23 protein-coding genes are annotated in these 25,025 nt (G+C 46.3%); 21 read left to right on the forward strand and 2 right to left on the reverse strand.

Annotated features, from left to right (window positions below; all coding sequences use genetic code 11):
• The first annotated feature begins 49 nt into the window (after window positions 1-49).
• The 16 genes from mutS to nhaC all read left to right on the forward strand — a co-directional run bounded on the left by mutS (window position 50) and on the right by nhaC (window position 17,376).
• Window positions 50-2,578, forward strand: a complete 2,529-nt coding sequence (mutS, locus tag KNO73_RS03310; protein WP_214757077.1) for a DNA mismatch repair protein MutS — start codon at window positions 50-52, stop codon at window positions 2,576-2,578.
• Between the two features lie 4 nt (window positions 2,579-2,582).
• Window positions 2,583-4,400, forward strand: a complete 1,818-nt coding sequence (gene mutL / locus KNO73_RS03315) for a DNA mismatch repair endonuclease MutL (RefSeq protein WP_215112034.1) — start codon at window positions 2,583-2,585, stop codon at window positions 4,398-4,400.
• A gap of 165 nt (window positions 4,401-4,565) precedes the next feature.
• Window positions 4,566-5,213 carry a 50S ribosomal protein L25/general stress protein Ctc gene (locus KNO73_RS03320; RefSeq protein ID WP_214684403.1) on the forward strand — a complete coding sequence of 216 codons (648 nt, stop codon included), beginning with the start codon at window positions 4,566-4,568 and terminating at the stop codon, window positions 5,211-5,213.
• Between the two features lie 479 nt (window positions 5,214-5,692).
• Window positions 5,693-6,169 carry a hypothetical protein gene (locus KNO73_RS03325; RefSeq protein ID WP_215112035.1) on the forward strand — a complete coding sequence of 159 codons (477 nt, stop codon included), beginning with the start codon at window positions 5,693-5,695 and terminating at the stop codon, window positions 6,167-6,169.
• A gap of 160 nt (window positions 6,170-6,329) precedes the next feature.
• The gene (locus KNO73_RS03330) at window positions 6,330-6,614 is read left to right on the forward strand and encodes a barstar family protein (protein ID WP_214684400.1); all 285 of its coding nucleotides are present in this window, start codon (window positions 6,330-6,332) and stop codon (window positions 6,612-6,614) included.
• A 169-nt stretch (window positions 6,615-6,783) separates the two neighbouring features.
• Window positions 6,784-7,413: a hypothetical protein gene (locus KNO73_RS03335; RefSeq protein WP_214812455.1), complete on the forward strand. Its 630-nt coding sequence runs from the start codon at window positions 6,784-6,786 to the stop codon at window positions 7,411-7,413.
• A 310-nt stretch (window positions 7,414-7,723) separates the two neighbouring features.
• Window positions 7,724-8,089 carry a hypothetical protein gene (locus KNO73_RS03340; protein WP_214731364.1) on the forward strand — a complete coding sequence of 122 codons (366 nt, stop codon included), beginning with the start codon at window positions 7,724-7,726 and terminating at the stop codon, window positions 8,087-8,089.
• Between the two features lie 133 nt (window positions 8,090-8,222).
• Complete coding sequence (locus KNO73_RS03345; RefSeq protein ID WP_143404758.1) at window positions 8,223-8,435, forward strand: hypothetical protein; 213 nt, start codon at window positions 8,223-8,225, stop codon at window positions 8,433-8,435.
• 316 nt (window positions 8,436-8,751) lie between these two features.
• The gene (locus KNO73_RS03350) at window positions 8,752-9,582 is read left to right on the forward strand and encodes a formate/nitrite transporter family protein (protein WP_041918029.1); all 831 of its coding nucleotides are present in this window, start codon (window positions 8,752-8,754) and stop codon (window positions 9,580-9,582) included.
• Window positions 9,583-9,773: 191 nt separating this feature from the next.
• Window positions 9,774-11,624 carry an anaerobic ribonucleoside triphosphate reductase gene (locus KNO73_RS03355; RefSeq protein ID WP_214731366.1) on the forward strand — a complete coding sequence of 617 codons (1,851 nt, stop codon included), beginning with the start codon at window positions 9,774-9,776 and terminating at the stop codon, window positions 11,622-11,624.
• Window positions 11,602-12,057 carry an anaerobic ribonucleoside-triphosphate reductase activating protein gene (gene nrdG / locus KNO73_RS03360; RefSeq protein ID WP_074037124.1) on the forward strand — a complete coding sequence of 152 codons (456 nt, stop codon included), beginning with the start codon at window positions 11,602-11,604 and terminating at the stop codon, window positions 12,055-12,057. Before KNO73_RS03355 ends, nrdG begins: the two co-directional genes overlap by 23 nt.
• 54 nt (window positions 12,058-12,111) lie before the next feature.
• Window positions 12,112-12,930, forward strand: coding sequence for a fumarylacetoacetate hydrolase family protein (locus KNO73_RS03365; RefSeq protein WP_214731368.1), 819 nt, complete (start codon window positions 12,112-12,114; stop codon window positions 12,928-12,930).
• A 111-nt stretch (window positions 12,931-13,041) separates the two neighbouring features.
• Window positions 13,042-14,307 (forward strand): S1C family serine protease, encoded by a 1,266-nt coding sequence (locus tag KNO73_RS03370; RefSeq protein WP_214731370.1) that lies wholly within the window; start codon window positions 13,042-13,044, stop codon window positions 14,305-14,307.
• 56 nt (window positions 14,308-14,363) lie between these two features.
• Window positions 14,364-14,708, forward strand: a complete 345-nt coding sequence (locus KNO73_RS03375; RefSeq protein WP_078146805.1) for a DoxX family protein — start codon at window positions 14,364-14,366, stop codon at window positions 14,706-14,708.
• Window positions 14,709-14,724: 16 nt separating this feature from the next.
• Window positions 14,725-15,813 (forward strand): amidohydrolase, encoded by a 1,089-nt coding sequence (locus KNO73_RS03380; protein WP_078146806.1) that lies wholly within the window; start codon window positions 14,725-14,727, stop codon window positions 15,811-15,813.
• A gap of 162 nt (window positions 15,814-15,975) precedes the next feature.
• Window positions 15,976-17,376, forward strand: a complete 1,401-nt coding sequence (gene nhaC / locus KNO73_RS03385; RefSeq protein WP_462189999.1) for a Na+/H+ antiporter NhaC — start codon at window positions 15,976-15,978, stop codon at window positions 17,374-17,376.
• 15 nt (window positions 17,377-17,391) lie between these two features.
• Here the strand turns inward: nhaC and KNO73_RS03390 are convergent, their stop codons facing one another.
• Entirely contained in the window at window positions 17,392-18,591 is a 1,200-nt protein-coding gene (locus KNO73_RS03390) for a hypothetical protein (protein WP_215112037.1), read from the reverse strand.
• Window positions 18,592-18,670: 79 nt separating this feature from the next.
• Here KNO73_RS03390 and KNO73_RS03395 point away from each other — a divergent pair, with 79 nt between their 5' ends.
• Together KNO73_RS03395 and KNO73_RS03400 are read left to right on the forward strand one after the other, a co-directional pair.
• Window positions 18,671-19,801 carry a mandelate racemase/muconate lactonizing enzyme family protein gene (locus KNO73_RS03395; RefSeq protein WP_215112038.1) on the forward strand — a complete coding sequence of 377 codons (1,131 nt, stop codon included), beginning with the start codon at window positions 18,671-18,673 and terminating at the stop codon, window positions 19,799-19,801.
• Window positions 19,788-20,459 (forward strand): hypothetical protein, encoded by a 672-nt coding sequence (locus KNO73_RS03400; protein ID WP_078146810.1) that lies wholly within the window; start codon window positions 19,788-19,790, stop codon window positions 20,457-20,459. Before KNO73_RS03395 ends, KNO73_RS03400 begins: the two co-directional genes overlap by 14 nt.
• A 31-nt stretch (window positions 20,460-20,490) precedes the next feature.
• Here the strand turns inward: KNO73_RS03400 and KNO73_RS03405 are convergent, their stop codons facing one another.
• Window positions 20,491-21,240: a GDSL-type esterase/lipase family protein gene (locus KNO73_RS03405; RefSeq protein ID WP_078146811.1), complete on the reverse strand. Its 750-nt coding sequence runs from the start codon at window positions 21,238-21,240 to the stop codon at window positions 20,491-20,493.
• Window positions 21,241-21,358: 118 nt separating this feature from the next.
• Here KNO73_RS03405 and KNO73_RS03410 point away from each other — a divergent pair, with 118 nt between their 5' ends.
• The 3 genes from KNO73_RS03410 (at window position 21,359) to KNO73_RS03420 (ending at window position 24,975) form a co-directional block, all read left to right on the forward strand.
• On the forward strand, window positions 21,359-22,279 hold the full coding sequence (locus tag KNO73_RS03410) for an ABC transporter ATP-binding protein (protein ID WP_078146812.1): 921 nt from the start codon (window positions 21,359-21,361) through the stop codon (window positions 22,277-22,279).
• Window positions 22,272-23,270 carry an ABC transporter permease gene (locus KNO73_RS03415; protein ID WP_078146813.1) on the forward strand — a complete coding sequence of 333 codons (999 nt, stop codon included), beginning with the start codon at window positions 22,272-22,274 and terminating at the stop codon, window positions 23,268-23,270. Before KNO73_RS03410 ends, KNO73_RS03415 begins: the two co-directional genes overlap by 8 nt.
• Before the next feature lie 175 nt (window positions 23,271-23,445).
• Window positions 23,446-24,975 carry a M4 family metallopeptidase gene (locus KNO73_RS03420; RefSeq protein ID WP_214684387.1) on the forward strand — a complete coding sequence of 510 codons (1,530 nt, stop codon included), beginning with the start codon at window positions 23,446-23,448 and terminating at the stop codon, window positions 24,973-24,975.
• The last annotated feature ends 50 nt before the right edge of the window (window positions 24,976-25,025 follow it).

The following is a 25,025-nucleotide window of genomic DNA, read 5'->3' on the forward strand; positions in this document are numbered from 1 at the left end:
ACACAGCTGGCCGATGGTCAGCTGTTGTACTTTCTAGAGGTGAATCAACATGCAAGAAGTCCATCAGACACCAATGATGAAACAATATTTCTCTATCAAGGCCGACTATCCGGACGCCTTTTTATTCTATCGACTCGGCGACTTTTACGAGTTGTTTTTTGAAGATGCACAAATTGTCGCAAAAGAGTTAGAGCTCACGCTCACTTCTAAAAATGGAAAGCAGGCCGAGCATCCGATTCCGATGTGCGGCGTTCCGCATCATTCAGCAGCAATCTACATTGAACAATTGATTGAAAAAGGTTTTAACGTCGCCATCTGTGAACAGACGGAGGATCCGAAGGCAACTAAAGGGCTCGTGAAACGGGAAGTCATCCAAGTGATCACGCCGGGTACATATATGGCGTCACTCAGTGAAAAAGAAAACCGATATCTCGTCGCCATCTCGGACGTCGCAGGGCGATTCGGAATTGCTCGCGGTGACGTCACGACGGGGGAATCATGGTTGACGACACTCTCGTCAGAAGAGGCCGTCTTGCGGGAAATCGAAGGATTGCTTCCGAACGAAGTCATCGTCGAGGATGAACGACTTGCTGATTTATTGCGACAGACCGGGATCCCACTTTCGATTCAAGTGGACAAGCGGAATAGTCCACTCGCACAAGGTGCAAAAGATGAGGCACAACGCTCGGCATTTGAGTTGCTGTTTGCCTATTTGACGAAAACACAGAAACGTTCACTTGACCACTTGCAACCAGCCGTCGCCTATGAGGTTGAACAGCATATGCAACTTGACGCCAACACGGCCCGAAACCTTGAGTTGTTCCGTTCGGCTCGTTCAGGGGAACGGAAAGGGTCACTCCTTTCACTCCTTGATGAGACGACAACGGCGATGGGCGGTCGATTGTTGAAACGTTGGCTCGAACAGCCACTCTATACAGAGCAAGGCATCAGAGAGCGACAGGATGCCGTCGAGAACTTGGTGGACGACTTCATGTTGCGCGATCAACTACAGGAAGAGCTGAAGCGAGTCTACGATATCGAACGCCTTGTCGCTAAAGTTGGGTACGGGACGGCGAATGCGCGAGATCTCGTCCAACTTCGCGACACGCTCGAGCGGATGCCTTCTGTCCGGTCACTCTTACAAACAGTGAAAGCGGATCGCTTGCAGCAAATTGAACAAAAGCTCGACTCGTTCGAGACATTGAGTGAACAGCTTCGGGCTGCCCTTGTCGATTCACCTCCGATTTCGACGAAAGAAGGCGGGATGATTCGTCACGGGTATTCGGATGAGCTCGACGAACTGTTAGAAGCGAAAGCGAACGGGAAATCGTGGATTGCCAACCTCGAACAACAGGAACGCATCGCGACCGGCATCAAGTCGTTGAAGGTCGGGTATAACCGCGTATTCGGTTACTACTTGGAAGTGACGAAAGCAAATGCGAAGTTGCTCGAAGAAGGGCGTTATGAACGGAAGCAGACATTGACGAATGCGGAACGTTACATTACACCTGAGTTAAAAGAGAAGGAAGCGCTCATCTTAGGAGCGGAAGAGAAGAGCTGTACGCTCGAATATGATTTGTTTGTCGCACTTCGCGAAGAAGTGAAGACGTATACGAAGGCACTTCAGCAATTGGCCCGTTCACTCAGTGAGTTGGATGTTCTCCTCGCCCTTGCCGTCGTAGCCGAGAAACGGGAGTATGTGCGTCCAATTACAGCGAAGCATGTACAAATTGAACGCGGGCGTCACCCTGTCATTGAAACGGTCTTGCCGCGAGGCGAATATGTCGCCAATGACTTGACGCTTGACGACACACGTCAAATGTTACTCATCACCGGACCGAACATGTCCGGTAAATCGACGTACATGCGTCAATTTGCCTTGATTGCAATCCTTCATCAAATCGGTTCATTCGTCCCGGCAGAAGCGGCGGAACTCCCGCTCTTTGACCGCATCTTCACACGGATCGGTGCGGCGGACGATTTGGTGAGCGGACAGTCGACGTTCATGGTCGAGATGACCGAGACGCGCCAAGCCGTTACCGAGGCGACGAGCAATAGTCTGATTCTATTGGATGAAATCGGTCGCGGGACGTCGACGTATGACGGGATGGCGCTCGCACAGGCAATCGTTGAATATATCGCCTCGTCAATCGGTGCGAAGACACTCTTCTCTACGCACTATCATGAACTGACAGTGCTCGAAGATTCGATTCCGACACTTGAGAACGTTCATGTCCGGGCGATTGAGCGGGATGGACGAGTCGTCTTCCTCCACGAAGTGCATCCGGGACGTGCCGATAAATCGTATGGGATTCATGTGGCGGAATTGGCTGAACTTCCGGATTCATTGATTGACCGGGCCCGGACGATTCTGTCAGAACTCGAATCGGAAGCAACGAAACCAGCTTTGAACGAGCAATCTGCTCCACCTCAAGTGGAAGAAGTCAGCCAGTTGTCATTGTTCGAGTCGCATGACGCTGTTCGAGAACAGCTGCTCAAACTCGATCTATTGGCAATGAATCCAATCGAAGCGATGCAGGCGCTCTACGAACTGCAACAGACCGCAAAGAAAGGGTGAGTCGATGGGAATCATTCGAGAGTTACCTGAACAGCTCGCGAACCGAATCGCAGCCGGGGAGGTCGTCGAGCGACCGGCTTCCGTCGTCAAAGAATTAGTCGAAAATGCGATTGACGCGGGAGCGACGAAAGTAGACGTCGACTTACAAGAGGCGGGCATCCGTCTAATCAAAGTGCGAGATAACGGGCATGGGTTCCATGAAGAAGATGCGGCGCGAGCCTTCTTGCGGCATGCGACGAGTAAGATCCGGGACGAGCATGACTTGTTTCGGATTCGGACGCTCGGCTTCCGCGGTGAGGCGCTCGCCTCGATTGCGTCGGTCAGCCACGTCTCCTTGAAGTCAAAGCGAGCAGATGAGGATGGTTTTGAGATGACGCTTGAAGGTGGAGTCGTCAAGGCGACGAATCCGACGGCGACGAACGTCGGGACCGAAATTGCGGTCAGTCAGCTCTTCTTCAACACACCGGCACGGCTGAAATATTTGAAGACGTCAGCAACGGAACTTGCAAGTATTACGGATACGTTGAACCGTTTAGCGCTGTCTCATCCGGAGATTCGATTCACCGTCTTTCATGAAGAGAAAGAATTGTTGCGTACGAACGGGAATGGAGACTTGAAACAAGTCATGCTTGCCATCTATGGTCGCCAAGTCGCCGCACAAATCGTCACGGCGTCGAGCAAGACGAACGATTATACGCTGAGCGCCCATCTCGTACGCCCGGAAGTGACCCGTTCGAACAAACAGTACGTGACTCTCATCTTAAACGGTCGAAGCATCAAGAACTTTGCACTGACCCAAAGCGTGCTTGAAGGCTACCATACGCTCTTACCGATCGGTCGCTATCCAATTGCCGTGCTCGAAGTGAAGATGGACCCGATGTTGATTGACGTGAACGTCCATCCGACGAAACGTGAAGTGCGTTTGTCGAAAGAAAAAGAACTATGCCAGCTCATCCGAGAGACCGTTCAATTGACGCTCCGGGAGCAACGTCTCATTCCGTCTGTGAAACAAGAGCCGAAGCCGAAACGTGTGACACCGTCCGAACAGTCGAAACTCGACTTTTCGATGGAGCCCCAACCTAAACAGGCAGATCCGGTCGAGTGGAACTATCCGATTCCTCGCGAGCGAAAAGAGTCGCTCACGTCTCCCTCCCAGTGGAACCCGGCGCCGCTCGTTCATGAACCGGATCCAGAGATGATTGAACCAAAACAGGTCGAAGAGCCTGTACATCAGTCGGAGCGTCTTCCGGCGTTAGACGTCATCGGGCAACTGCATTCGAGTTATATCATCTGTGGAGCGGAAGACGGGATGTACGTGATGGACCAACATGCCGCTCAGGAACGCATCAAGTATGAGTTGTTTTATGAGCAGTTAGGACGTCCGGAAAAAGAGTATCAGCTTCTATTGATTCCGCTGACGTTAGAGTTCACGCAAGAAGAGACGCTCGCTATCGAAGAAGTGCTCCCGCTTCTAGCGGATGCAGGCATCACGTTAGAGCCGTTTGGGGGTAACACGTTCCTTGTCCGTGAGATTCCGACATGGTATCCGCAACATGACTTAGAGGGCACGATTCGTGATCTGGTGGAGATGGCCATTCAACAGCGGTCAATCGACATCGCGAAATATCGCGAAGAAGCATCAATCCTCATGGCGTGTAAACGATCGATCAAAGCGAACCATCCACTCAATAGGGAGATGATGCGACAATTGATTGATGATTTGAGTCGTACGACGTCTCCGTTTACCTGTCCGCACGGGCGACCGATTCTCGTGAAATGGAGCACGTATGAGCTTGAGAAGTTATTTAAACGCGTCATGTAATCGTCTTGTTACCTTGTTTTAACACTATGTAACGTTTATGCAGGAGCCCACATGGGAAAACTATACACATGTCACTCAACGCATCGAGGTTGAGAGGTGGCTTTTTCACTGCCTCACCCTCAAGATGTCGACATGAAATGTATATCCATGTAGGAGGAAAAGAAAATGACGAACAAACTTCAAGTATCAAAACGAGAATTACGCCCACGATCACTACGCACGAAGTTGCGTAACGAAGGAAAAGCGTTAGGCGTCGTCTACGGCTACAAAGTAGACAGCACACCAATCGTGTTTGACGAGATGGACCTTCGTAAAATTCTCCGAGACCATGGTGACAATGCCTTGATTGAACTCCATTACGATGGAAATAAAATCAATACGCTCGTGCACGGATCAGAAACGGACCCGTTCACAAACTTCTATCAGCACGTCGAATTCATGGCCGTGAAGATGGATGAAGAGACAGAAGTTGAAGCGGATATCGTCCTTGTTGGCGACGCGAAAGGCGTCAAAGAAGGCGGATATCTCGCCCAGTCACTTTATAAAGTGACGGTCGCTGCGACACCTGCCAACATCCCAGAACGCATCGAACTCGATGTCTCAGAGCTTGGAATCGGTGATTCGGTGACGGTAGCAGATCTTCCAGAAGACAAATCGTACACGATTGTCTCGGAACCAGATATGCACATCGCCTCTGTGAATGAGCCGGTTGCAGAAGTTGAAGAGGAAGAATCAGAAGAAGGTTCAACTGAAGAAGAAGCTTCTGAAGGATCTTCTGAAGAAACAGAAGAATCGACTGAGGATAAAGAATAAGCAATTCGATTAAATCAGAGGAGCATCGTCCCTAGATGGGGCGATGCTCCTTTGTTTATTAATCAACATTTTTTTTACGAACATTTTTAGAAATGTTGCAATATAGAAAAGTTTATCAAAATGGTGAGAATGTTATGGCTACCTTTTACTTATACATGGAATAAACAAGGCACTTAAAACTTAGATAAGTTGAATCGAAAGGGCTCATAATGTTAGGTGAAGGAATTTGTGATAATTTGAGAGAAAAACAAATTGAGGTATCTTTAGACTCGATTATAATCATCTCAGGTGTCTTAAAGGCTATTCAGTTGATTGTGGTCTGGTTACTAATAGAGGCGCCACGATTCTATATGAGTTCTTTCGTACCTTATTTCGATTTATGTCTGCTATCGGGGGTATGACTTTGTTGTTAGATTTCTTCTCGACGAGTAGGGATTTAGAAAGAATCAATCGGAAAAAGACAGATAGAATAGTTGAACTTGAGAAAGGGGATTATAATGTTTTCTAACGATTTAATTAAAGAATTTATAGAATTTCGAGAAGTTAATGGAGAAGAGTTTACTTGGTGGAGTTTCGTAAATTACAAATATAGTATTGAAGACGCTCTTTCTTTTTTAAAATTTTTCAATCCAGAAATAATCTGTCATGAGAACTGTTATTTTTTTAAAGACAGTTTATCTCTTAGTTCATATAAAGGTTGGAAAGAAGAATTTGGAGCAGATTTGTCTTCCATTGAAAAGATGGTAAATTTGTACGAGCCTAAAGATTTCTTCATTATTAATAAGAAAAATGATGTCGATAGTTATAGTCAAAATAATCAAATTGAAGCTTTTGCAGAGACTCTTTGTCAGCAATGGAAAATTAGCTTGAAAGAGAGGTATAATAATATTCCTTTCCAAGTCCAATTGATTCGAGATGATGGAGACTTATACATCACAATGTTCGTATTGCGATGAGTGTGTTTAATTGATTTATGACTGAGAATGTTGAGTGATAATAAGTATTGGCATAAATATTAGACACGAAAAACTCATTGGAACTTATTAAATGAATTTTTTTCATAACTTAATGCATCTTAGATGATTAATAAGATAAATGCTGGAGATGAGACAATATATGTCGCATTTATATATCGATTTAAGTAACATTACTTCTTCATCGGAACTACATCAGATATTAAAAGAAAGTCTTCATCTTCCTGATCATTACGGCGAAAATTGGGATGCCTTTTGGGATGTCATTACTGATGTGGATTATATAACTTTTCCTGATCAAATCACTTTCATAGGATATTCTTTGCTTGAAACGAAATTAAGTGAGGATGCTAAGTGTTTAAAAATGTGTTTAGAAGAGTATAACGAAGAACATTATGTTTCACATTGTCATTTTGTTTTCTTGTAATCTAATTTGCTTACTAATATATAAAGCAAGTCTATAAGAGAGTAACCATTTCACAATCACTAATTTTTCAATATAACTTTTATAGTCCCCGACCATCATAAAAATTAATAGAAAAAACAGCTGATTTAAATTACAAGGTCTTTAAACTGAAAACTCAAAGGTGATCGCTATGCAAGAGCTTACAATTATTGAAAGGAAGCGTCTATTAGAGCAGATTGAAGATAATTTAGATAATTATTTCATTATAGGTGAAATTAAAAAGGTTTATGAGATCACTAGTTATGATGATTTAACTATTATCGATAACCAAAAAGCTTTAATTGATTTTTTGGTTTACCAAAACGTATATCCAATAGTCATAACATTTATATTATCTAAAAATATAAGTCAGGATAATGAGATGGTTGAAAAAATGGATTCAAGGAAAATTAAATATTCTATGAACTATTGCTCTGGGGATGAGAATTCTATTTATTACTGCAATGCAAAAATAGAAAACGAAAAAGATTTAAGGTTTTTGATTAACGAAACGTACTGGATGTCTGCTCAAAATGGGTTTTATAACATTATCTTTAAAGATAAATTGAATTTCACTTTAAAGAAATATGGTAAGTGGCTGTTCTCTAGAACTCAATTTGTACCTTTAATTGATATGAGTATACCAACTTCTTTTATTAAAATAGATGGAGATGGACTTGGGTTTATTTTGTTTTCTAATGAAAAAAAATATAAATCTATTGAAGAATTAACAAAGAATTTACCTCAAAAATTTTACATAGATTATTTAAACGAAAAATGAATTATGAGGGCCTCAGTTTGAGCATGTTTTAACGCATAGTCGAGTTACATAGATACTATGAAAAATGATATGTATGATGAGGTTTGGGGGTCTACTCATGATGACTCTTTGTTAGAATTATATAAACTGATAATAGCGGGTTTATCGATGTGAGAAATACAGTCCGTAGAGTTAGAATAAGAGTAAATTTAGCCAGATCATATAGCTTTGTATCATGATGTTCATTTATACAATCAAAATTATTAAAACCATTTAAAACTTGTGAAGCCACGTAGTTAAGCAGCACATATTCCATACAGAAGGTGAAAAAATGAAAGCTCAGGAAATATTAAGAGAAATCGAAAAAATATACTACTGGGATGCGCGCGTTTTAGGATTCGATTGCCGTTATTTTGGAGATGAAGTTTTACTAATAATCGAAGAAGAAAATGAAAATTATCACCATCAGATTGAATTTTTAGGTTGTATAAAAGTAGACATATCTGCTCCACTCGACGATCGAATAGTGCCTGTAAGAGAATTAAGCAGATTACAGCTTCCCTATTTTATGCATGATGTTAGTATAACAAGCTATGTACTTGAAGAAACAGAGGTATTTGTATGTAATTTGCTTTTCCCTCCAGCAAGCGCTGAAATTCATTTCACTAAGATAAGAATCGGAAAGGAATATCACTGATAAAATTTACAATGTCTGAATTGCAATAGTCGACCAAGAGACAGTTAATATATATTTATTGAACTATCATAAAATGTAGTGATTACAGAAGAACATTACAATGCAATTCATAAAATTGAGTGAGGTGTATTATATGTCATACAAATCGATACAATCGCTTTTACCTGTTAAAGAAAAGGCAATCCTGCTGGATCAGGTCGAAGGATTGAATAGATATCTTTGTATTCTACCGAACGATGAATTAGAAAGTCAGTTTGGAGATTTAGAAGAGTTCACAAAACAAGACTTTGCAGTCGTGGGTTATGAAGATGTGCTAGGAGATTTTGTAGGAGTGGACAACTTTTGATTGTTAATCATGAAACGCTTCATGTAGAGTAAAGATTAAAATTAACATTTGATGAACTCATGAAAAAGAATTATTCCCTTATCTGAACGATTGGTTTCATAAACTTTGTCTTATTATTCTCCCGAAAATAGGGAGAATTTTTCTTTGTCACAAATCCGCCATATGTAAACGATTACGATGTGAACACTCTGTCAATTCATGCAAGACAGGATTGCCAACAGAGACTGTACAGTTTATATTGTTAATGATTTCACATATTCGAACTGATACTTTCCTATTTAATTATTCAGAAAGAAGGGTTTGTGACATGGCATCAATGGAAATCCATGCACTCGAATCATTACGGAAAAAAGCACAGGCTTCCTCGCAAATGATTCATTATCGTCCAATGGAATACTTTTTACGGGCAATGTTAGCCGGGATCTTTATCGGCTTTGCCTCAATCTTCACGTTGAAAGTCGTCAACGGTATGTATTTAGCGGAATCTCCGTTCACGACACTCATCGGAGGCTTCTCGTTCGGGATCGCGCTCGTCATGATCATCTATGGGGGAGCTGAGTTGTTCACGGGAAATACGATGTATTTCACAACGTCGACGCTTCGTGGTTATACGACGCTCAGCGACACGATGCTCGTCTGGTTGCTCTGCTTCGTCGGGAACGCACTCGGGGGAATCCTATTCGCCTTACTACTTGCACCGACTGGCGTCATCCAAGAACTCGGGATGAACAACTGGTTGTTCTCCGTTGTTGAGAGTAAAATGCATCATACGACGGTTGAAATTTTCTTCCGCGCCATCTTCTGTAACTGGATGGTCTGTCTCGCTATTTTCTTACCGAAACAAATGAAAAATGAGTTCGCTCAAATCTTCTCGATGATTTTCCTTGTCGCGGTCTTCTTCGCTTCAGGATTCGACCACGTCATCGCCAACTTCGTCTTGTTCGCCTTGACGCTCGTCGTCCCACACCCTGAGACGATCAGCATGGCAGGTGCGATTCATAACTTGATTCCTGCGACGTTCGGTAACATCATCGGTGGAGCGCTCTTCATGGGAGCCATCTATACGTGGTTGAACTCGAAAGGTCTCCGTGAAGCACAAGAATTAGAAGAAGAAGTCGAATTAAAAGTTGTAAAAGCGGTTAAATAAATGATGTTTGTCACATATAACGTAGAGCCTTGTCTTACCGAAGACGAGGCTCTTTTTTATCGTATGATCACACGTAAACTGTCACAATATCGACTCGTGACCATCGAGAAAAACACATGCCATAATCTATATATAGGATTCTTAAAACGAATATGAATGTTTTGAATCCATATATAGTGAGGTGATGCGTTTTGAAATTACTGCAGTTGTATGAGGACGTCTGCGTCTTACCAGACCAAGACTTGGTACAAGAGAATGCGAATGTGGACGGGAAATCCCCACTCGGAAAACTAGCACGACTCTCTTCAGAAGTGTCGAAAGAACTATCGCAGACGTATTTGATGTCGGAACGGTCAAAACAAGCCGTCACTGATAACTTTTTATACGTGCACGATGCCGACTATTACATCACAGGCTCGACGACATGTTGTCAAATTCCACTCGGTCAATTGTTGAAAGACGGCTTCCATACGGGACATGGGACGATCCGGTCGCCAAAGGACATTCGCTCTGCCATGGCACTCGCGTCGATCATCCTTCAAGCGAATCAAAACATGCAGCATGGGGGGCAGGCCTTCCCAATGTTTGACGTCGACTTGGCACCGTATGTCGAGAAGACATATGAGCGTCAACTGAGCCGACTTCAATCCTTACCCGTTGACTGGGAAGAAACGCAATTGGAGACACTCGCGGAAGAAGAGACGATTTCGGCGACGTATCAGGCGTGTGAGGCGTTCATCCACAATGCGAACTCGATGCACTCACGAGGGGGCGGGCAAGTGCCTTTCGTTTCGATCAATTATGGAACGGACACATCAAAGTGGGGACGTATCCTCATTCGAGAGTTACTTCGTGCCACGGAACGTGGGTTAGGGAACGGAGAGACTCCGATTTTTCCGATTCAAATCTTTAAAGTGAAGGAAGGAATCAACTTTCGGGAGGACGATCCGAACGTCGATCTTTTCCGTGAAGCGTGTCGGGTCACAGGCAAACGGTTATTTCCGAACTTCTCATTCATCGATGCCCCGTTCAATGCCGCTTACTATGATGGGACACATGAATCTGAAGTGGCGTACATGGGTTGTCGCACTCGGGTCATGGGAAACCGACACGGAGAAGAGACGTCGATCGGTCGTGGCAATCTTTCCTTTTCCACACTCAACTTGGTGAAGATGGCACTGATCTCGGAGTCGATCTCGGATTTTTACCGCATTCTCAACCGCTATGTCGACATCGGGATCGAACAGTTGATTGAGCGTTTCGAGTATCAATGTACGCGTCGCGCTGAAGAATTCCGTTTCCTCTACACACAAGGGGTCTGGCGTGGAAGTGAGCAGTTACATATTCATGATGAAGTCCGAGATGTGCTGAAACAAGGAACGCTCTCACTCGGGTTCATCGGACTCGCTGAAACGTTGAAGGTGTTGACGGGAGGTACACATGCTGAGTCGCGTGAAGCGGAACGACTCGGTCTCGATATCGTCACGCACTTGGCCAATCGCATGCGTGCGGCAGCCGAAACGTACGACTTGAATTTTTCGTTGCTCGCGACACCGGCAGAAGGATTGTCAGGTAAATTTGTGACGCGAGACCAGGAAACGTTTGGGATGATTGAAGGTGTCACTAATCGTGCCTTTTATACAAATTCATTCCACGTGCCGGTCTATCAGTCTGTATCAATTCGTGAGAAAATCCGAATCGAGGCACCGTATCACACATTGTGTGACGCGGGACATATTTCATATGTCGAAGTCGATGGGTCACTTGCCCACAATGCGGAAGCGGTGGAATCGATTGTCCGCTTGATGCGACAGCATGATATCGGCTACGGTTCCATCAATCATCCGGTCGATCGTTGCGGAAATTGTGGGTTAGAAGGACTGATTGACGATGCCTGTCCGACGTGTGGCGAGGATACAAACATTGAACGAATCCGCCGCATCACCGGTTATTTGGTCGGGACGATGAACCGTTGGAATACGGCGAAGCGAGAAGAAGAGCGGGCGAGGGTGAAACATGATGCGCATTCTATCCGTCGTTGAAGAATCCGTCGTTGACGGACCGGGGATTCGGACGGTCATCTTTACTGCTGGCTGTCCGCATCACTGTAAAGGGTGTCACAATCCTTCCTCGTGGAATCCAACCGGGGGTGAGGATGTCGAAGTAGAGGAACTTGTTCAGCGCGTCAAGCTCAGTGGTTGGGACGGGGTGACCATTTCTGGAGGCGAACCGTTTCTTCAATCGTCAGCGTTAGCAAAACTCGTCACGGCATGTAAGTCGCTCGGTAAAAATGTGTGGGTGTATACGGGTTATACGCTCGAACAGTTGGAAGCGATGCATGACGAAGCGATTCAAACCGTGTTGGACTACGCCGATGTGCTCGTCGACGGTCGTTACGAGCAGTCGCTACGAGATATGGGACTTCGTTTTCGAGGATCGAGTAATCAACGAATCATCTTTTTGAATAAAGTATAATCGAGGCAGAGATGTCTCGATTTTTTGTATAATGATGAAAAAGGGGGAGTTTTAATGAAATGGTGTAGTTTTGAGATGCAGGAAGAGCAACGAGTGGGGATTGTCAAAGGCGATTTCGTCTACGATGTCAGCAATCAAGTACATACGACAAATTTATTAGAAGTGATCGCGCGTGAGTTCGAACCAGATATCGATTTGGACGTGGCGCCCTCATACCGAATGACGGATGTGAAACTACTCGCCCCGTACCGTCCATTGAAAAACGTGATTTGTATCGGCAAAAACTACGAAGAACACGTGAAAGAGATGGATACAGCAGGAGCAGGGAAACTCGTCATCTTCACGAAAGCACCGACCTCGGTCGTCGGTCCGGAAGCGGTCATTGAGCGTCATCCTGAATTGACGGAAAAACTTGACTATGAAGGTGAGCTCGCCGTCATCATCGGCAAGTCTGGACGAGACATCGAAGCGGTCGAGGAGCACATTTTCGGTTACACCATTCTAAACGATGTGACGGCTCGAGACGTGCAAAAAGAACATGTCCAATTCTTCCGTGGCAAGTCGTTCGATACGTTTTGTCCGATGGGACCGTTCGTCGTCACAGCGGACGAGCTCCAGTTCCCTCTCCAAATCAAAACAAGTGTCAATGGGGAGACGCGTCAAGATGGGACGACAGCCGATATGATTCGTCCGATTGATGAACTCATTCGTACACTGTCGAAAGGCATGACGCTCGAAGCGGGTGACATCATCGCGACAGGTACACCAGCCGGAGTTGGGCACGGGATGACGCCACCGACGTATCTACAAACGGGAGACACGGTCGAAGTGACGATTGAAGGTCTCGGTACATTAAGAAATGTGATTGTCTGAATGAAATGACGTAAAATGTGAAGAATCTTGTAATTCATTTATTATTTTATAAATGAGTGTTCCTCTTCGTTATAGTAAGGGTAGAAGATAACACAGAGGAGATGAATCATTATGGATCGTCACGATCAATCAAATGAACACGATCAATTACATGAATCAGAGCAACAAAAAGATTGGTTAGATACAGAACTCGGTTCATCCAACCGAAAAGAGACAAAAGTACGAACACAATCAAAACCGTCATTCGTCAGCAGTATGTTCCCGGGACTTGTCGGTGGAGTCATCGGAGCGTTGTTGACGGGCGCAATCGCATATCCGTTCATCGACCAACCCGCGACGAGTGTGAGTGACACAAACGTGACCTCGCAAGGGACTCCGGTCCAAACGTCATCGAACGTATCCGATTCTTCGGTCACAAATGCCGTCGCGACCGCTCAACCGGCCGTCGTGACTGTAAACAACTTCGCCCAAAGCGGATTCTCGAGTGAGGCGGTCGAGGCTGGAGTCGGATCAGGTGTCATCTATAAAAAAGAAGGTGACTCGGCATTTATCGCGACGAACCATCACGTTGTCAACGGAGCGGACAAGCTGACGGTCACCTTTAATGACGGAACGACTGCGGAAGCGACACTCATGGGAAGTGACGCGACGTATGACTTGGCCGTCTTGAAAGTGGACGCTGACAAAGTACCGGCCGTCATCTCAATCGGCAAATCGAGCGAGTTGAAACCGGGTCAAACGGTCATCGCCATCGGGAATCCGCTTGGACAATTCGAGAACTCCGTGACACGCGGTGTCGTCTCATCGACGTCACGCCTCGTACCCGTCGATACGGATGAGAACGGACAGGCCGACTTCAATGCCGAGGTCATTCAAACGGATGCGGCCATCAACCCAGGTAACTCAGGTGGTGCGTTAATCAACGAAGAAGGACAACTCGTCGGAATCAACTCGATGAAAATTGCGACAGCAGAAGTCGAGGGAGTCGGATTCTCAATCCCAGTCGACATCGCCCTTCCGCTCATCAATCAAATCGAACAGACGGGAGAAGTGAATCATCCGTCACTCGGCGTCTCACTTCGTGACGTATCAGAGTTCCCTCAAGGTTACTTGACGGAACAAATCAACTTGCCTGAATCGGTGACGGCGGGAACAATCATCGTGGAAGTGCAACAAAATAGTTCAGCTGCGAAAGCGGGTCTTAAGGCACGTGACGTCATCGTGAAAATCAATGACAAAGACGTCAGCTCGTTCATCGACCTCCGTAGTGAATTGATTCGCGATACGGACGGAACGGTCGACATCGAATATATCCGGGACGGAAAAACGGAGACGGTTCAAGTCGAGATTCAAAATGCGAACGGTTCTGCATTGTAAAAGGTGGGCAATATGCCCGCCTTTTTTGCTATGCTTATACAAAAGGAGGATGAGTTATGGTACGAAATTTATATGGGGTGTTACTATTCGGGGCAGGAATTTTACATTTTGTAAGAGAGAAGGCGTTCATGTCGATTATTCCGAAATCTTGGCCGTTCCGCCGACTGATGGTGCAACTAAGCGGAGTCGTTGAAGTCGTGTTCGGGGCGATGCTCTTACTCAACAAGGGAACATCGTTCGTGAAACGGACGCTACCGGCATTCTTTATCGCCGTCTTCCCGGCAAATATCAACATGGCCGTCAAGCCATCTAGAATCGGTGGGAAGGTCATTCCGAAATGGATTACATGGGGACGACTCCCGCTTCAATGGGTTTTGATCAAAGGTGTCAAAAAAATATAAAGGTGTGGAGATACATATGACAAGCGTACTCAAGTGGTTTGAGCATTTCCATGCTCATCCAGAAATCAGTTGGAAAGAAGTCGAGACGACTCGAACAATCGCATCCATCTTATCAGACTGGTCGATTCCCCATCGAACGTTTGAGGACGTGACCGGAGTAATCGCGGAGATTGGATCGGGAGAAGAAGTGATTGCGGTCCGCGCCGATATCGACGCGTTATGGCAACAAGTGGACGGTACGTTTCGAGCGAACCATTCATGTGGGCACGACGCGAACATCAGCATGGTACTCGGTGCGCTCGAACAGTTGAAAGACGAAACGTTACAAAAGCGAATTCGTTTCATCTTCCAACCTGCCGAAGAGCAAGGGAATGGTTCGCTCGCCATGATCGAACGAGGGGCGTTAGAGGACGTGACGCAACTATTCGGAATCCATTTACGTCCACAAGAAGAGTTGAAAAGGGGACAATATGCGGCGGCGATTCAACATGGTGCTGCCTTCTTCTTAAAGGGAGAGGTCATTGGGGATGATGCGCATGGTGCGAGACCACATCAAGGACAAAACGCACTCGATGTCATCTTCACGATTCAACACATGCTTAAAAGCATTTACTTGTCACCGTTTGAGCCGCACTCTGTCAAGTTGACGAAGGTACACGCCGGGAGTGACAACATGAACATCATTCCAGGAAATGCGACGTTCTCGATTGACGTCCGTGCCCAACAAAATGAAGAATTGCTCGAACTGCGCAATCGTGTCGAAGACATGTTACTCCAGGTCGGCCAGCTTCATCGTGTGAAACTTGAATGGGAGTGGCAAGACTTTACACCGGGAGCCGTCGTTGGGGAAGAGTCTAGCCAAATCGCCAAGCGAGCGATTGAGAAACGCTTCGGTGAGTCGGCTCTCGTTGAACGGATCGTCACGTCAGGTAGCGATGATTTTCATTTTTATACCGTCGAGAAACCGTCACTTGATGCAACGATGATTGGCATCGGCGCTGATTTAGGTCCAGGTCTTCATCATCCGCATATGACGTTTGACCGTGACGCGTTAGAAGATGGGGCACGCCTGCTCGCGGATGCGCTCCGGATTGCAGCAACATAAATCAAGATGGGTGGGATAGACAGATGTCTGTCCACTCATTTTTTTATTGCATCCACTCCTTGTAAGCGCTATCATAACGTTATTAGCGACAATATAACGACAATTCTGAATTTTCGCTATGGGGGAGGAAGTTAGATGGAAACAACGGGGAACAAGCAAGACATGAAATTAGGGTGGGCACTCTTGCCACTTGGGGTGATGATCGTCGTCATGCTCATCTCGATCGTTAAGCTCGGTCAAGGACCACACATCCCGCTCATCGTCGGGACAGCGGTCGCTTCGCTCGTCGCCTGGCGTCACGGGTTCAAGTGGAAAGAGATTGAAGAGATGATGTATAAAGGGATTCGTCTCGCCCTACCGGCAGTCGTCATCATCATTTTGGTCGGGTTGACGATTGGGGCATGGATCGGTGGAGGAATTGTTGCCACGATGATCTATTTCGGACTGAAGATCATCTCACCGGCATACTTTTTGTTAACGATTTGTCTCATCTGTGCGGTCGTCGCGCTCTCAATCGGGAGTTCATGGTCGACGATGGGGACGATTGGAGTAGCGGGGATGGGCATCGGGCTGAGTATGGGGATACCGGCGCCGATGGTAGCGGGGGCTGTCATCTCAGGAGCTTACTTCGGGGATAAGATGTCGCCTTTGTCAGACACGACAAACTTGGCGGCAGGATTAACTCATACGAATTTATTCGTACATATTCGGCACATGCTCTATACGACAATTCCAGGACTCATCATTGCACTCGGGGTATACGCATGGCTCGGTAGACGATTTGCAGATTCTTCGACAGACTCGTCTGAAATCACACAGACATTGACGATTTTAGAGGACAGTTTTGTCATCTCACCATGGTTACTCCTCGTTCCACTCGCCGTCATTTTGCTCGTTGCAAAGAAGGTGCCGGCGATTCCGGCGCTCGTCGTCGGGATTGCACTGGGCTTCTTGGCTCAAGTGTTTATTCAAGGTGGAACGCTCGCTGACAGCGTAGGCGCTCTTCAGAGTGGTTATGTCATCGAGACGGGAAATGAACTGGTCGATAACCTCTTCAGTAGAGGTGGTCTTGATGCGATGATGTACACGGTCTCGATGACCATCGTCGCGATGACGTTCGGGGGGATTTTAGAATATTCGGGAATGCTACAATCTATTATGAACCAAATTTTGAAATTGGCGAAAACGGCAGGTTCGTTGATTGCTTCAACGATTTTAGCTGGGATTGCAACGAATGCGACGTGTTCGGAGCAGTACATCTCAATCGTCGTCCCGTCACGCATGTTTGCTGGAGCATACGAAAAAATGGGACTACAGTCGAAAAACTTATCTCGTGCCCTCGAGGATGGAGGGACGTTGACATCCGTTTTTATACCGTGGAACACGTGTGGGGTATTCATCCTCGGCACACTCGGGGTCGGAGCTTTCGAATATGCACCGTACGCCGTCTTGAACTTCATCGTACCAGTCATCTCGATTGTTTATGCCTTTACGGGATATACGATTGAGCGCATGGCAGTCATCCAACAGGAAGAACCTGTCGCGGAACAAGCGGCTCAATAAAACGATTCCCGGTCGTCAATCGACCGGGAATTGAAATTTATAGACGGTACGCGGACGACCTTGGCTGTAGCTCATCTCTTCGCCAATCCGATGAACAAGTTTTGCATCAACCAATTTTTTGATGAGTCGCTCTGTCGTACGACGTGTCACGTTTAAATGGTCGGTCAACTCTTTCGCTGTAAACTCGAGATGGTCCGTTGAAAAGTGAATGAGCTTTTCGATATTAATCGGACTCATACCCGTCTGCTTCATCATGTCATAGACACGCGTTTGTGTGACACGGAAATGAATCGGTGCCGGTTGATCGGTGAACGTCATTCGTTTTGAATCGTCGACGATTCGTATAGTGGAATTACTTGTCGTATGAAGTGCAAGTTCGGCATGCTCAATGGCACGTTGATAATCGGACCCATACCCGATACCTACATGACCAGGAGTTTCCTCTGGCAAGATTAAACTGTTTGATATGGCGGATTCAATCTTTCCTTTACTCGATAATAGGATGATGCCGTCTTGAGTGGACTCCATCAATTTACCACCGAAATAATGATGTTTTGTCGTATAATTGAGCGTATCTTCACTTGTATCCGAGTAGAAGAGCACAGCGAGTTGTGACTGGTCCAATTTGTTCAAACGAATCTGTTGAATAAAATCATGGAAGTGGTGGAGAATTCTCTCTTCTGGCTCTATCATGAGCTGACTAGCAAAACCATTTTCCACTAAGTGTCGATGGACTCGTTCGACACTTGTCAAGGCGAATCGAGTCGTCCCAGTTCGTTGAAGTTGCTCATGAAACGAAATCAACTCTTCGAAATTCATATACGGACTAAGTTCTTTCACTTGCGGTGGCGACATGTGGCTTGGAAACGATGCTAAAATTGATTCAAGTCGTGACGCATCAACGAGATCGATGGAGAGCTCTTCGATTCGGAGCTGTTGTGTCAATGTCACGTATAAAAGTGACGTCAATAACACGACATCATCTTGAACGACGTGATGGGCAAATGGAAGGTTCGCTTCCTCCATCGCATACGTATAAGGGAATGAACCGGAGAAGAACACTCCGTCAAAAAATAGGAGTTTTGTAGCGATGTCTTTCGCTTCTCGCGGGTCATCATAAGGAAATCCCTCGATTCGAACATCGGGTAAGGAAGAACCGTTCTGTACCTGTTGTAAAAACGATGGTGAGCCGACAACGGCGATATGGATGGACATGTAAAATCCCCCTTGCAATTTAGCGACTATATAACGACAATATAGAGGAAAGGACAGTTGAAGTAAAGGAGTGATGAACATGAATATTCAAAAAATAGAAATTTTCTCGGTTCGCTTTCCATTAAAGGTACCATTCATCGTCAGTTATCACCGTTATGATGATATGCCTTCTGTCATCGTCAAAATGACAACCGCATGTGGACTTGTCGGTTATGGAGAAGCCGTGGCGGATGAGCATGTGACGGGTGAGTCCGCTGAGAGCACGGTCAGTGTACTCCGTCATCTATTGGCTCCGCTCTTAATCGGAAAAAATCCGATGCACCTAGAGCATATTCATGACGAGATGGACCGTGCGATTCGTGGTGTTCCGGCTGCCAAAGCAGCACTTGACATCGCGTGTCATGATGTGATCGGGAAAAAGCTGAATCAACCAATCTACGAATGGATTGGCGGTCGGTACCATGAGTCATTCCCAGTCACGCACGTCTTGAGTATCGGAGAGCCGAACCATATGGCACAAGAGGCACTCGAACAAATGAAACGAGGTTATACGGCAGTGAAGATGAAGGTCGGAGTCGATGTGCAAACGGACGTGGCGCGTGTCAAGGTGGTACGGGAAGCGGTAGGAAATGACGTGCCGATTCGAGTCGACGTTAACCAGGGATGGATCAACGCGGCCAATACGGTTCAAGCCATGCGTCTACTCGAACCGTATGGCATCGATTGGGTCGAACAACCGGTCAAGGCGGATGATTTTGAAGGCATGCTCGAAGTGAAACAAAAAATCTCCGTCCCGCTCATGATGGATGAAGGGTTGAAAGATATTCACGATATGAGACGCTTGACGATGATGCAGGCAGCCCATAAAGCGAACATCAAGCTGATGAAGTGCGGTGGCATCTATCCAGCGAAGAAGTTGGTCCATATGGCGGAGATGTCCGGAATCGAATGCCAGATTGGTTCTATGGTCGAATCCTCCATTGCATCGAGTGCAGGATTCCATGTCGCTTTCTCGAGTAAAATCGTGAAGACGGTCGAGTTGACGGGTCCGCTCCGGTTCGGGAAAGATGTTGGAAACTTATCATATGATTTACCAATCATCTCGCTGAACGATCGTCCGGGACTCGGTATTGACGTCGATGAGGACGTGTTACGTGAATTGACGACGGAATCTTACGTGGTTGGAGATGAGTCGCATGTGGCAAGGTGAGATCAAAGACCTTTCACTTCATGTATGCGTCCTAGGCTTGTCCGATTTACCGGAACTGTTAACCGTTCAAGATACGGTCATTCAGGCGTTGGCTGAACCGGAGCACTATCAATCGTTATCGGTTGAAGAGTTCACGAAACTGTTGACGGATCAGACGTTGATTGGGGCAAAATCAGATGGTCGGATTATCGCGTTCCGAGCGATGCTCATCCCACCGATTGATGCGGAGCATCTAGGGCGAGATATCGGATGGCCGGAGGATTCGCTTGAACGTGTCCTGTATCAGGAAGTGACGAACGTCCATCCAGACTTCCGTGGATATGGACTACAGACACATTTGGGCAAACTACTAATGAAACAAGTTGAATCGGATAACCGTTTCGATGTCGTCTGTGCGACTGTCGCACCGTTCAATATTCCAAGCATGAAAGACAAGTTCACGCTTGGACTCCGAATCGGGGCGTTGAAAGAAAAGTATGGCGGGAAACTCCGCTATATCTTTTACAAAGAGATGCATCGTTCGTGGCATCCCACATCAGTTGCGCAAGATGTACCGATGGAAAATCGTGGGCGACAAGTTGAGTTGCTTCAAGCCGGTTGGGTCGGGACGGGCATGATGAAACAAGGGGAACAGTGGATTGTTCGATATGAGAAGTAAAAAATCCTCGTCAAGCTGACGAGGATTTTGTTTATTCGAGAACGAAGAGTACATCATTCGCGAATTTCTCATACGTACGGTCACTCGGGTGGAACTGATCGGTCGCTAAATCTCTTGATAAGTCAGAGATGTAGGCGAACGGGTCGATCACATCGATATTCTGCGCATTCGCCAATTGTTTCGCTGATGCGTTCCAATCGAGGATGAGCTGATTGAATGCTTGTCCATTCTCATCATTTTGAAACGGATTGTATAGACCGATATACACGATGGTTGCCGAATCGTTGAGTGAACGAATTTCAGTGAAAATCGTTTCTAAATTCGTCTTCGCATCCGTGACCACTTGTTGAATATCGACGGATTCGAAGTTATCGACGTTTTCCCCACGGTTGAACAAATCGTTTCCACCGATGGTCAACGTGATATATCGTGCGTTCTCAATCGTTCGACGCACTTCAGGTTGCTCGAGTTGTGTGAGTAAATCTTCTGTTCGTGCCCCAGACACGGCAAGGTTTTGCGTACGTACGCCTTCTTCTTCAAGAGCAGTGCTGACAGGCTGTACATATCCTGCGCCTGATGTTGACCCGACACCGCGTGTCAACGAATCGCCTAATGCGACGTAGACGTCTCCTTGTGGTTCAGGGCGTTCGTCTTCGGAGACGGAAAGTGTTCGCTCCGGCGGATTGACAATATCCTGATAGCCGATCCATAGACCATATAAGGCGATTCCCGTTAAAAGAACGGCGCCACTTAAAAATGCATACCATTTCGACTGTTTCATGGGCTGACCTCGCTTTCTATATGAACATCATATCAAAAATGTGTGGATGTGCCCTATGTGAATGTTCGAATAGGACAGATTCACTTTTGTCCGATAGAATAAGGAAAGAGGTGAGACAATGGAACCGACGTTAAAGCTACATCAACTTACAAAAGTGATTGGAAAAAAGACGATTATCGATAACATTTCGTTAGACGTCTACCCGGGTGAGGTCTTCGGATTTTTAGGACCGAACGGCGCCGGGAAGACGACGACGATTCGAATGATTGTTGGCTTGATCAAACCGACGAAAGGAAATGTATCGATTTGTGGGTATCGTGTCGACAAACAATTTGTCCAAGCGATGAGTCAAATCGGCGCAATCGTCGAGAATCCAGAGCTGTATAAGTTTTTATCCGGACGTGAGAACTTAGAAGCGTTCGCACGCATGTTACCTGGAGTCGATGATAAGCGAATCCAAGAAGTCATTGACCTCGTCGATTTGACCGCTCGAATCGATGATAAAGTGAAGACGTACTCTCTCGGGATGCGACAGCGACTCGGGATTGCCCAGGCGCTATTAAACAATCCACGGGTGCTCATCTTGGATGAGCCGACGAACGGGCTCGATCCGATGGGGATTCGAGATTTACGACTTTTCATTCGTCGACTCGTTGAAGAAACGGGACTGAGTGTTCTCGTATCGAGTCATATCCTGGCCGAGATTGAACTACTAGCGGACCGAGTCGCCATCATGTCGCGAGGAAAGATTGTCAAGGTGGGGACGGTCCATGCTTTGATTGAAGAACTCGCGTCAACGGTCGACTTACATGTAACGAATAGCTTCGAAGTATTACCGATCGTTCAAGGGTACGAAGGAATCGACCAAGCGGACGTGGTGGACGAGCGAACGATTCGTATTTCCATGAACGTGGAAGAGACGGCGAAGTTGAATCGATATTTGATGGAAAGAGATGTCGAGGTGTTCGGACTCGAGCGCCGAGTCCAAACGTTAGAGGACCTCTTTATCACGTTGACAGGCGGTGATCACATTGCCTAATCCATCGATGCTCGGTCTCATTCGTAATGAAGTGCTCAAGATTCATCGGAAACGCAGATTGATGGTCGTCTCCATCATCCTGATCGTGCTTGTTTCGATGTTCACGTATGCGAACTATCGTCAAATCGAGAAACAACGCGAAGAACAAGGAACGACTGATTGGCGTGTCGATCTCCAGCAAGAGATCATCGATACACAAAACCGACTCGCCTCCGCGAACGTCCAAGACGAGTTTCGGCAGATTCTTGAGTTCCAAGTCCAACAGAATCAGTATTATCTTGATAATGATATCAATCCGAATTATCCGGGAGCTCCGACGTTTATGCGTGTCTTCTTCTCCCAAGGGACTACGCTTGTCCTACCGCTGTTCATTATTGTATTGATGGCAGATATCGTGAGCGGAGAACATAACGATGGAACGATTAAGACGTTGTTATCGCGACCGGTCCGGCGATATAAGATCTTACTCGCCAAATGGCTGACGACGCTCCTTTATACATCGATCTTAATATTTGTGACCGCCGTCGTCAGTTACGCCATATCCGGCATCGTTCTCGGCTGGGACGGATGGAATGCTCCGATTTTGACCGGTTTCCAAGCTTCGCCGACCGGAACCTTCTCGACCGACTTTGTGCATACGTTGCCGATGTGGGAGTACTTGCTTATGTCGATGGGGCTTTCATGGCTCGTGGTGGCTGCGGTCGGGACAATCTCTCTCATGATTTCTGTTTTGGTGAAAAATACGGCGACTGGAATCGGAATCATGATGGCTGTCCTCATCTCAGGGCCACTCTTGACATCGCTTGGCTCAAACTGGGATAGCTCGAAATACCTGGTGAACGTCAACTTCGGTCTTCATACCTATTTGGAAGGACAGGCTCCCCCAATCGATGGGATGACGTTACCGTTTTCGCTCCTCGTCATTCTCATTTGGTCGATGGCCGCCTTGGCGTATGCGTTTTACCACTTTACCCAAAAAGATGTGTATTAATGATTCGTGCTCCTTTCCTAAGGAGCACGAATTTTTTTTGGATAAAATTAGGTCGTAAATAGAATGAATGGTTCTAAATACTCAATATTATGAATTATCAAAATAATTAAAAAGATGGATACAGCCTTTGTGGGAAAGTGTGTAAAGTAAGAATCATCACAAAGGAGGTAAACACATGAAAAAAGTTGTTTCTACATCATTAATCGCAGGCGTATTGCTCGTACCGCAATTGGTCGGTGCGGCAGAATTGAAGTCAGGCACTCTGACGAAACCATCAGAAAGTGCACCGACAACGATTGTAAAAGAGTACGTCAAATCAAAAGGTGAGTTCAAGACGATCGAGTCGAAATCAGACAAAGTCGGGAAAGTGGTTAAGCTCCAACAGACAGTTGATGGCGTGCCAGTATTCGGTGGTGTGGTAGTCGGTGTCGTAGATGAAGCGGGTCAATTGAAGACAGTCGTGGATGATGCGAAATCGGTCAAGAACCTACATAAGTCGATCAAGTTAACTGAAAAGAAAGCCATCGCGAGTTACAAAAAGCTTGTCGGACATAAAGGGGCCTACGAGCTCGAACCGGAAGCGGAATTGATTGTTTATCCAAAAGGTGAGAAGTCGGTTTATGCATATCAAGTGACCGGAACAATCCTTGAAGCGGAAGAGCCGTCACGTTGGACATACTTCATCGATGCTGGAACGGGTGAGGTACTTAATAAATTTGACCAGTTAGCTCATGCAAGACCGACGAAAGGTGTGACAGGTACGACATATACGGGAACGGGAATCGATGTTCTCGGCTACAGCCAAACGTTCAAGACAACGAAGAGCGGATCTTACTATTATCTCCAAGATTCAACGCGTGGAAAGGGAATCTATACGTACGATGCGAAAAACCGTACGACACTCCCAGGTTCGCTATGGGCTGACGTGGATAACGTCTTGAACACGACTTATGACCGTGCCGCTGTCTCTGCACACGTCAACGCGACAAAGACATATGATTTCTACAAAAACACTTACGGACGGAACAGCTATGACAACGCCGGAGCTGCATTGAACTCAACGGTTCACTACAGCCGTAGCTACAACAATGCGTTCTGGGACGGAAGTAAGATGGTATACGGAGACGGAGACGGTCAAACGTTCACGTATCTTTCAGGTGCACTTGACGTAGTCGCTCACGAATTGACTCACGCGGTCACGGAATACACGGCAGGACTGATCTATCAAAACGAGTCTGGGGCGATCAATGAAGCAGTATCGGATATCCTAGGTACAGTGGCGGAATATAGCGTCGGCACTAACTTCGACTGGTTGGTAGGAGAAGACATCTACACACCAGGTGTAGCAGGCGACGGACTTCGTTCGATGGCGAACCCGGCTGCATACGGTGACCCAGATCACTACTCAAAACGTTACACAGGCACACAAGATAATGGTGGGGTTCACATCAACTCAGGTATCGTCAACAAAGCGGCATACCTCTTAGGTAACGGTGGATCGCACTACGGCGTATCGGTACAAGGTGTGGGAGTCATGGCGATGGGGGATATCTACTACCGTGCCCTCAATGTTTACTTGACACCAACGTCTAACTTCTCAAGCCTTCGTCAAGCGGTCGTACAATCTGCGAAAGACCTTTACGGTGCGACAAGTCCGCAAGCGGTATCAGCTGCGAAATCATTTGACGCTGTCGGAATCTACTAAGTTCTCAACATCTCTTCCGAAATTTTCGGAAGGGATTTTCTTATGCAGTT

The sequence above is a fragment of the Exiguobacterium sp. s83 genome (assembly GCF_018617095.1).
Classification (GTDB): domain Bacteria; phylum Bacillota; class Bacilli; order Exiguobacteriales; family Exiguobacteriaceae; genus Exiguobacterium; species Exiguobacterium profundum.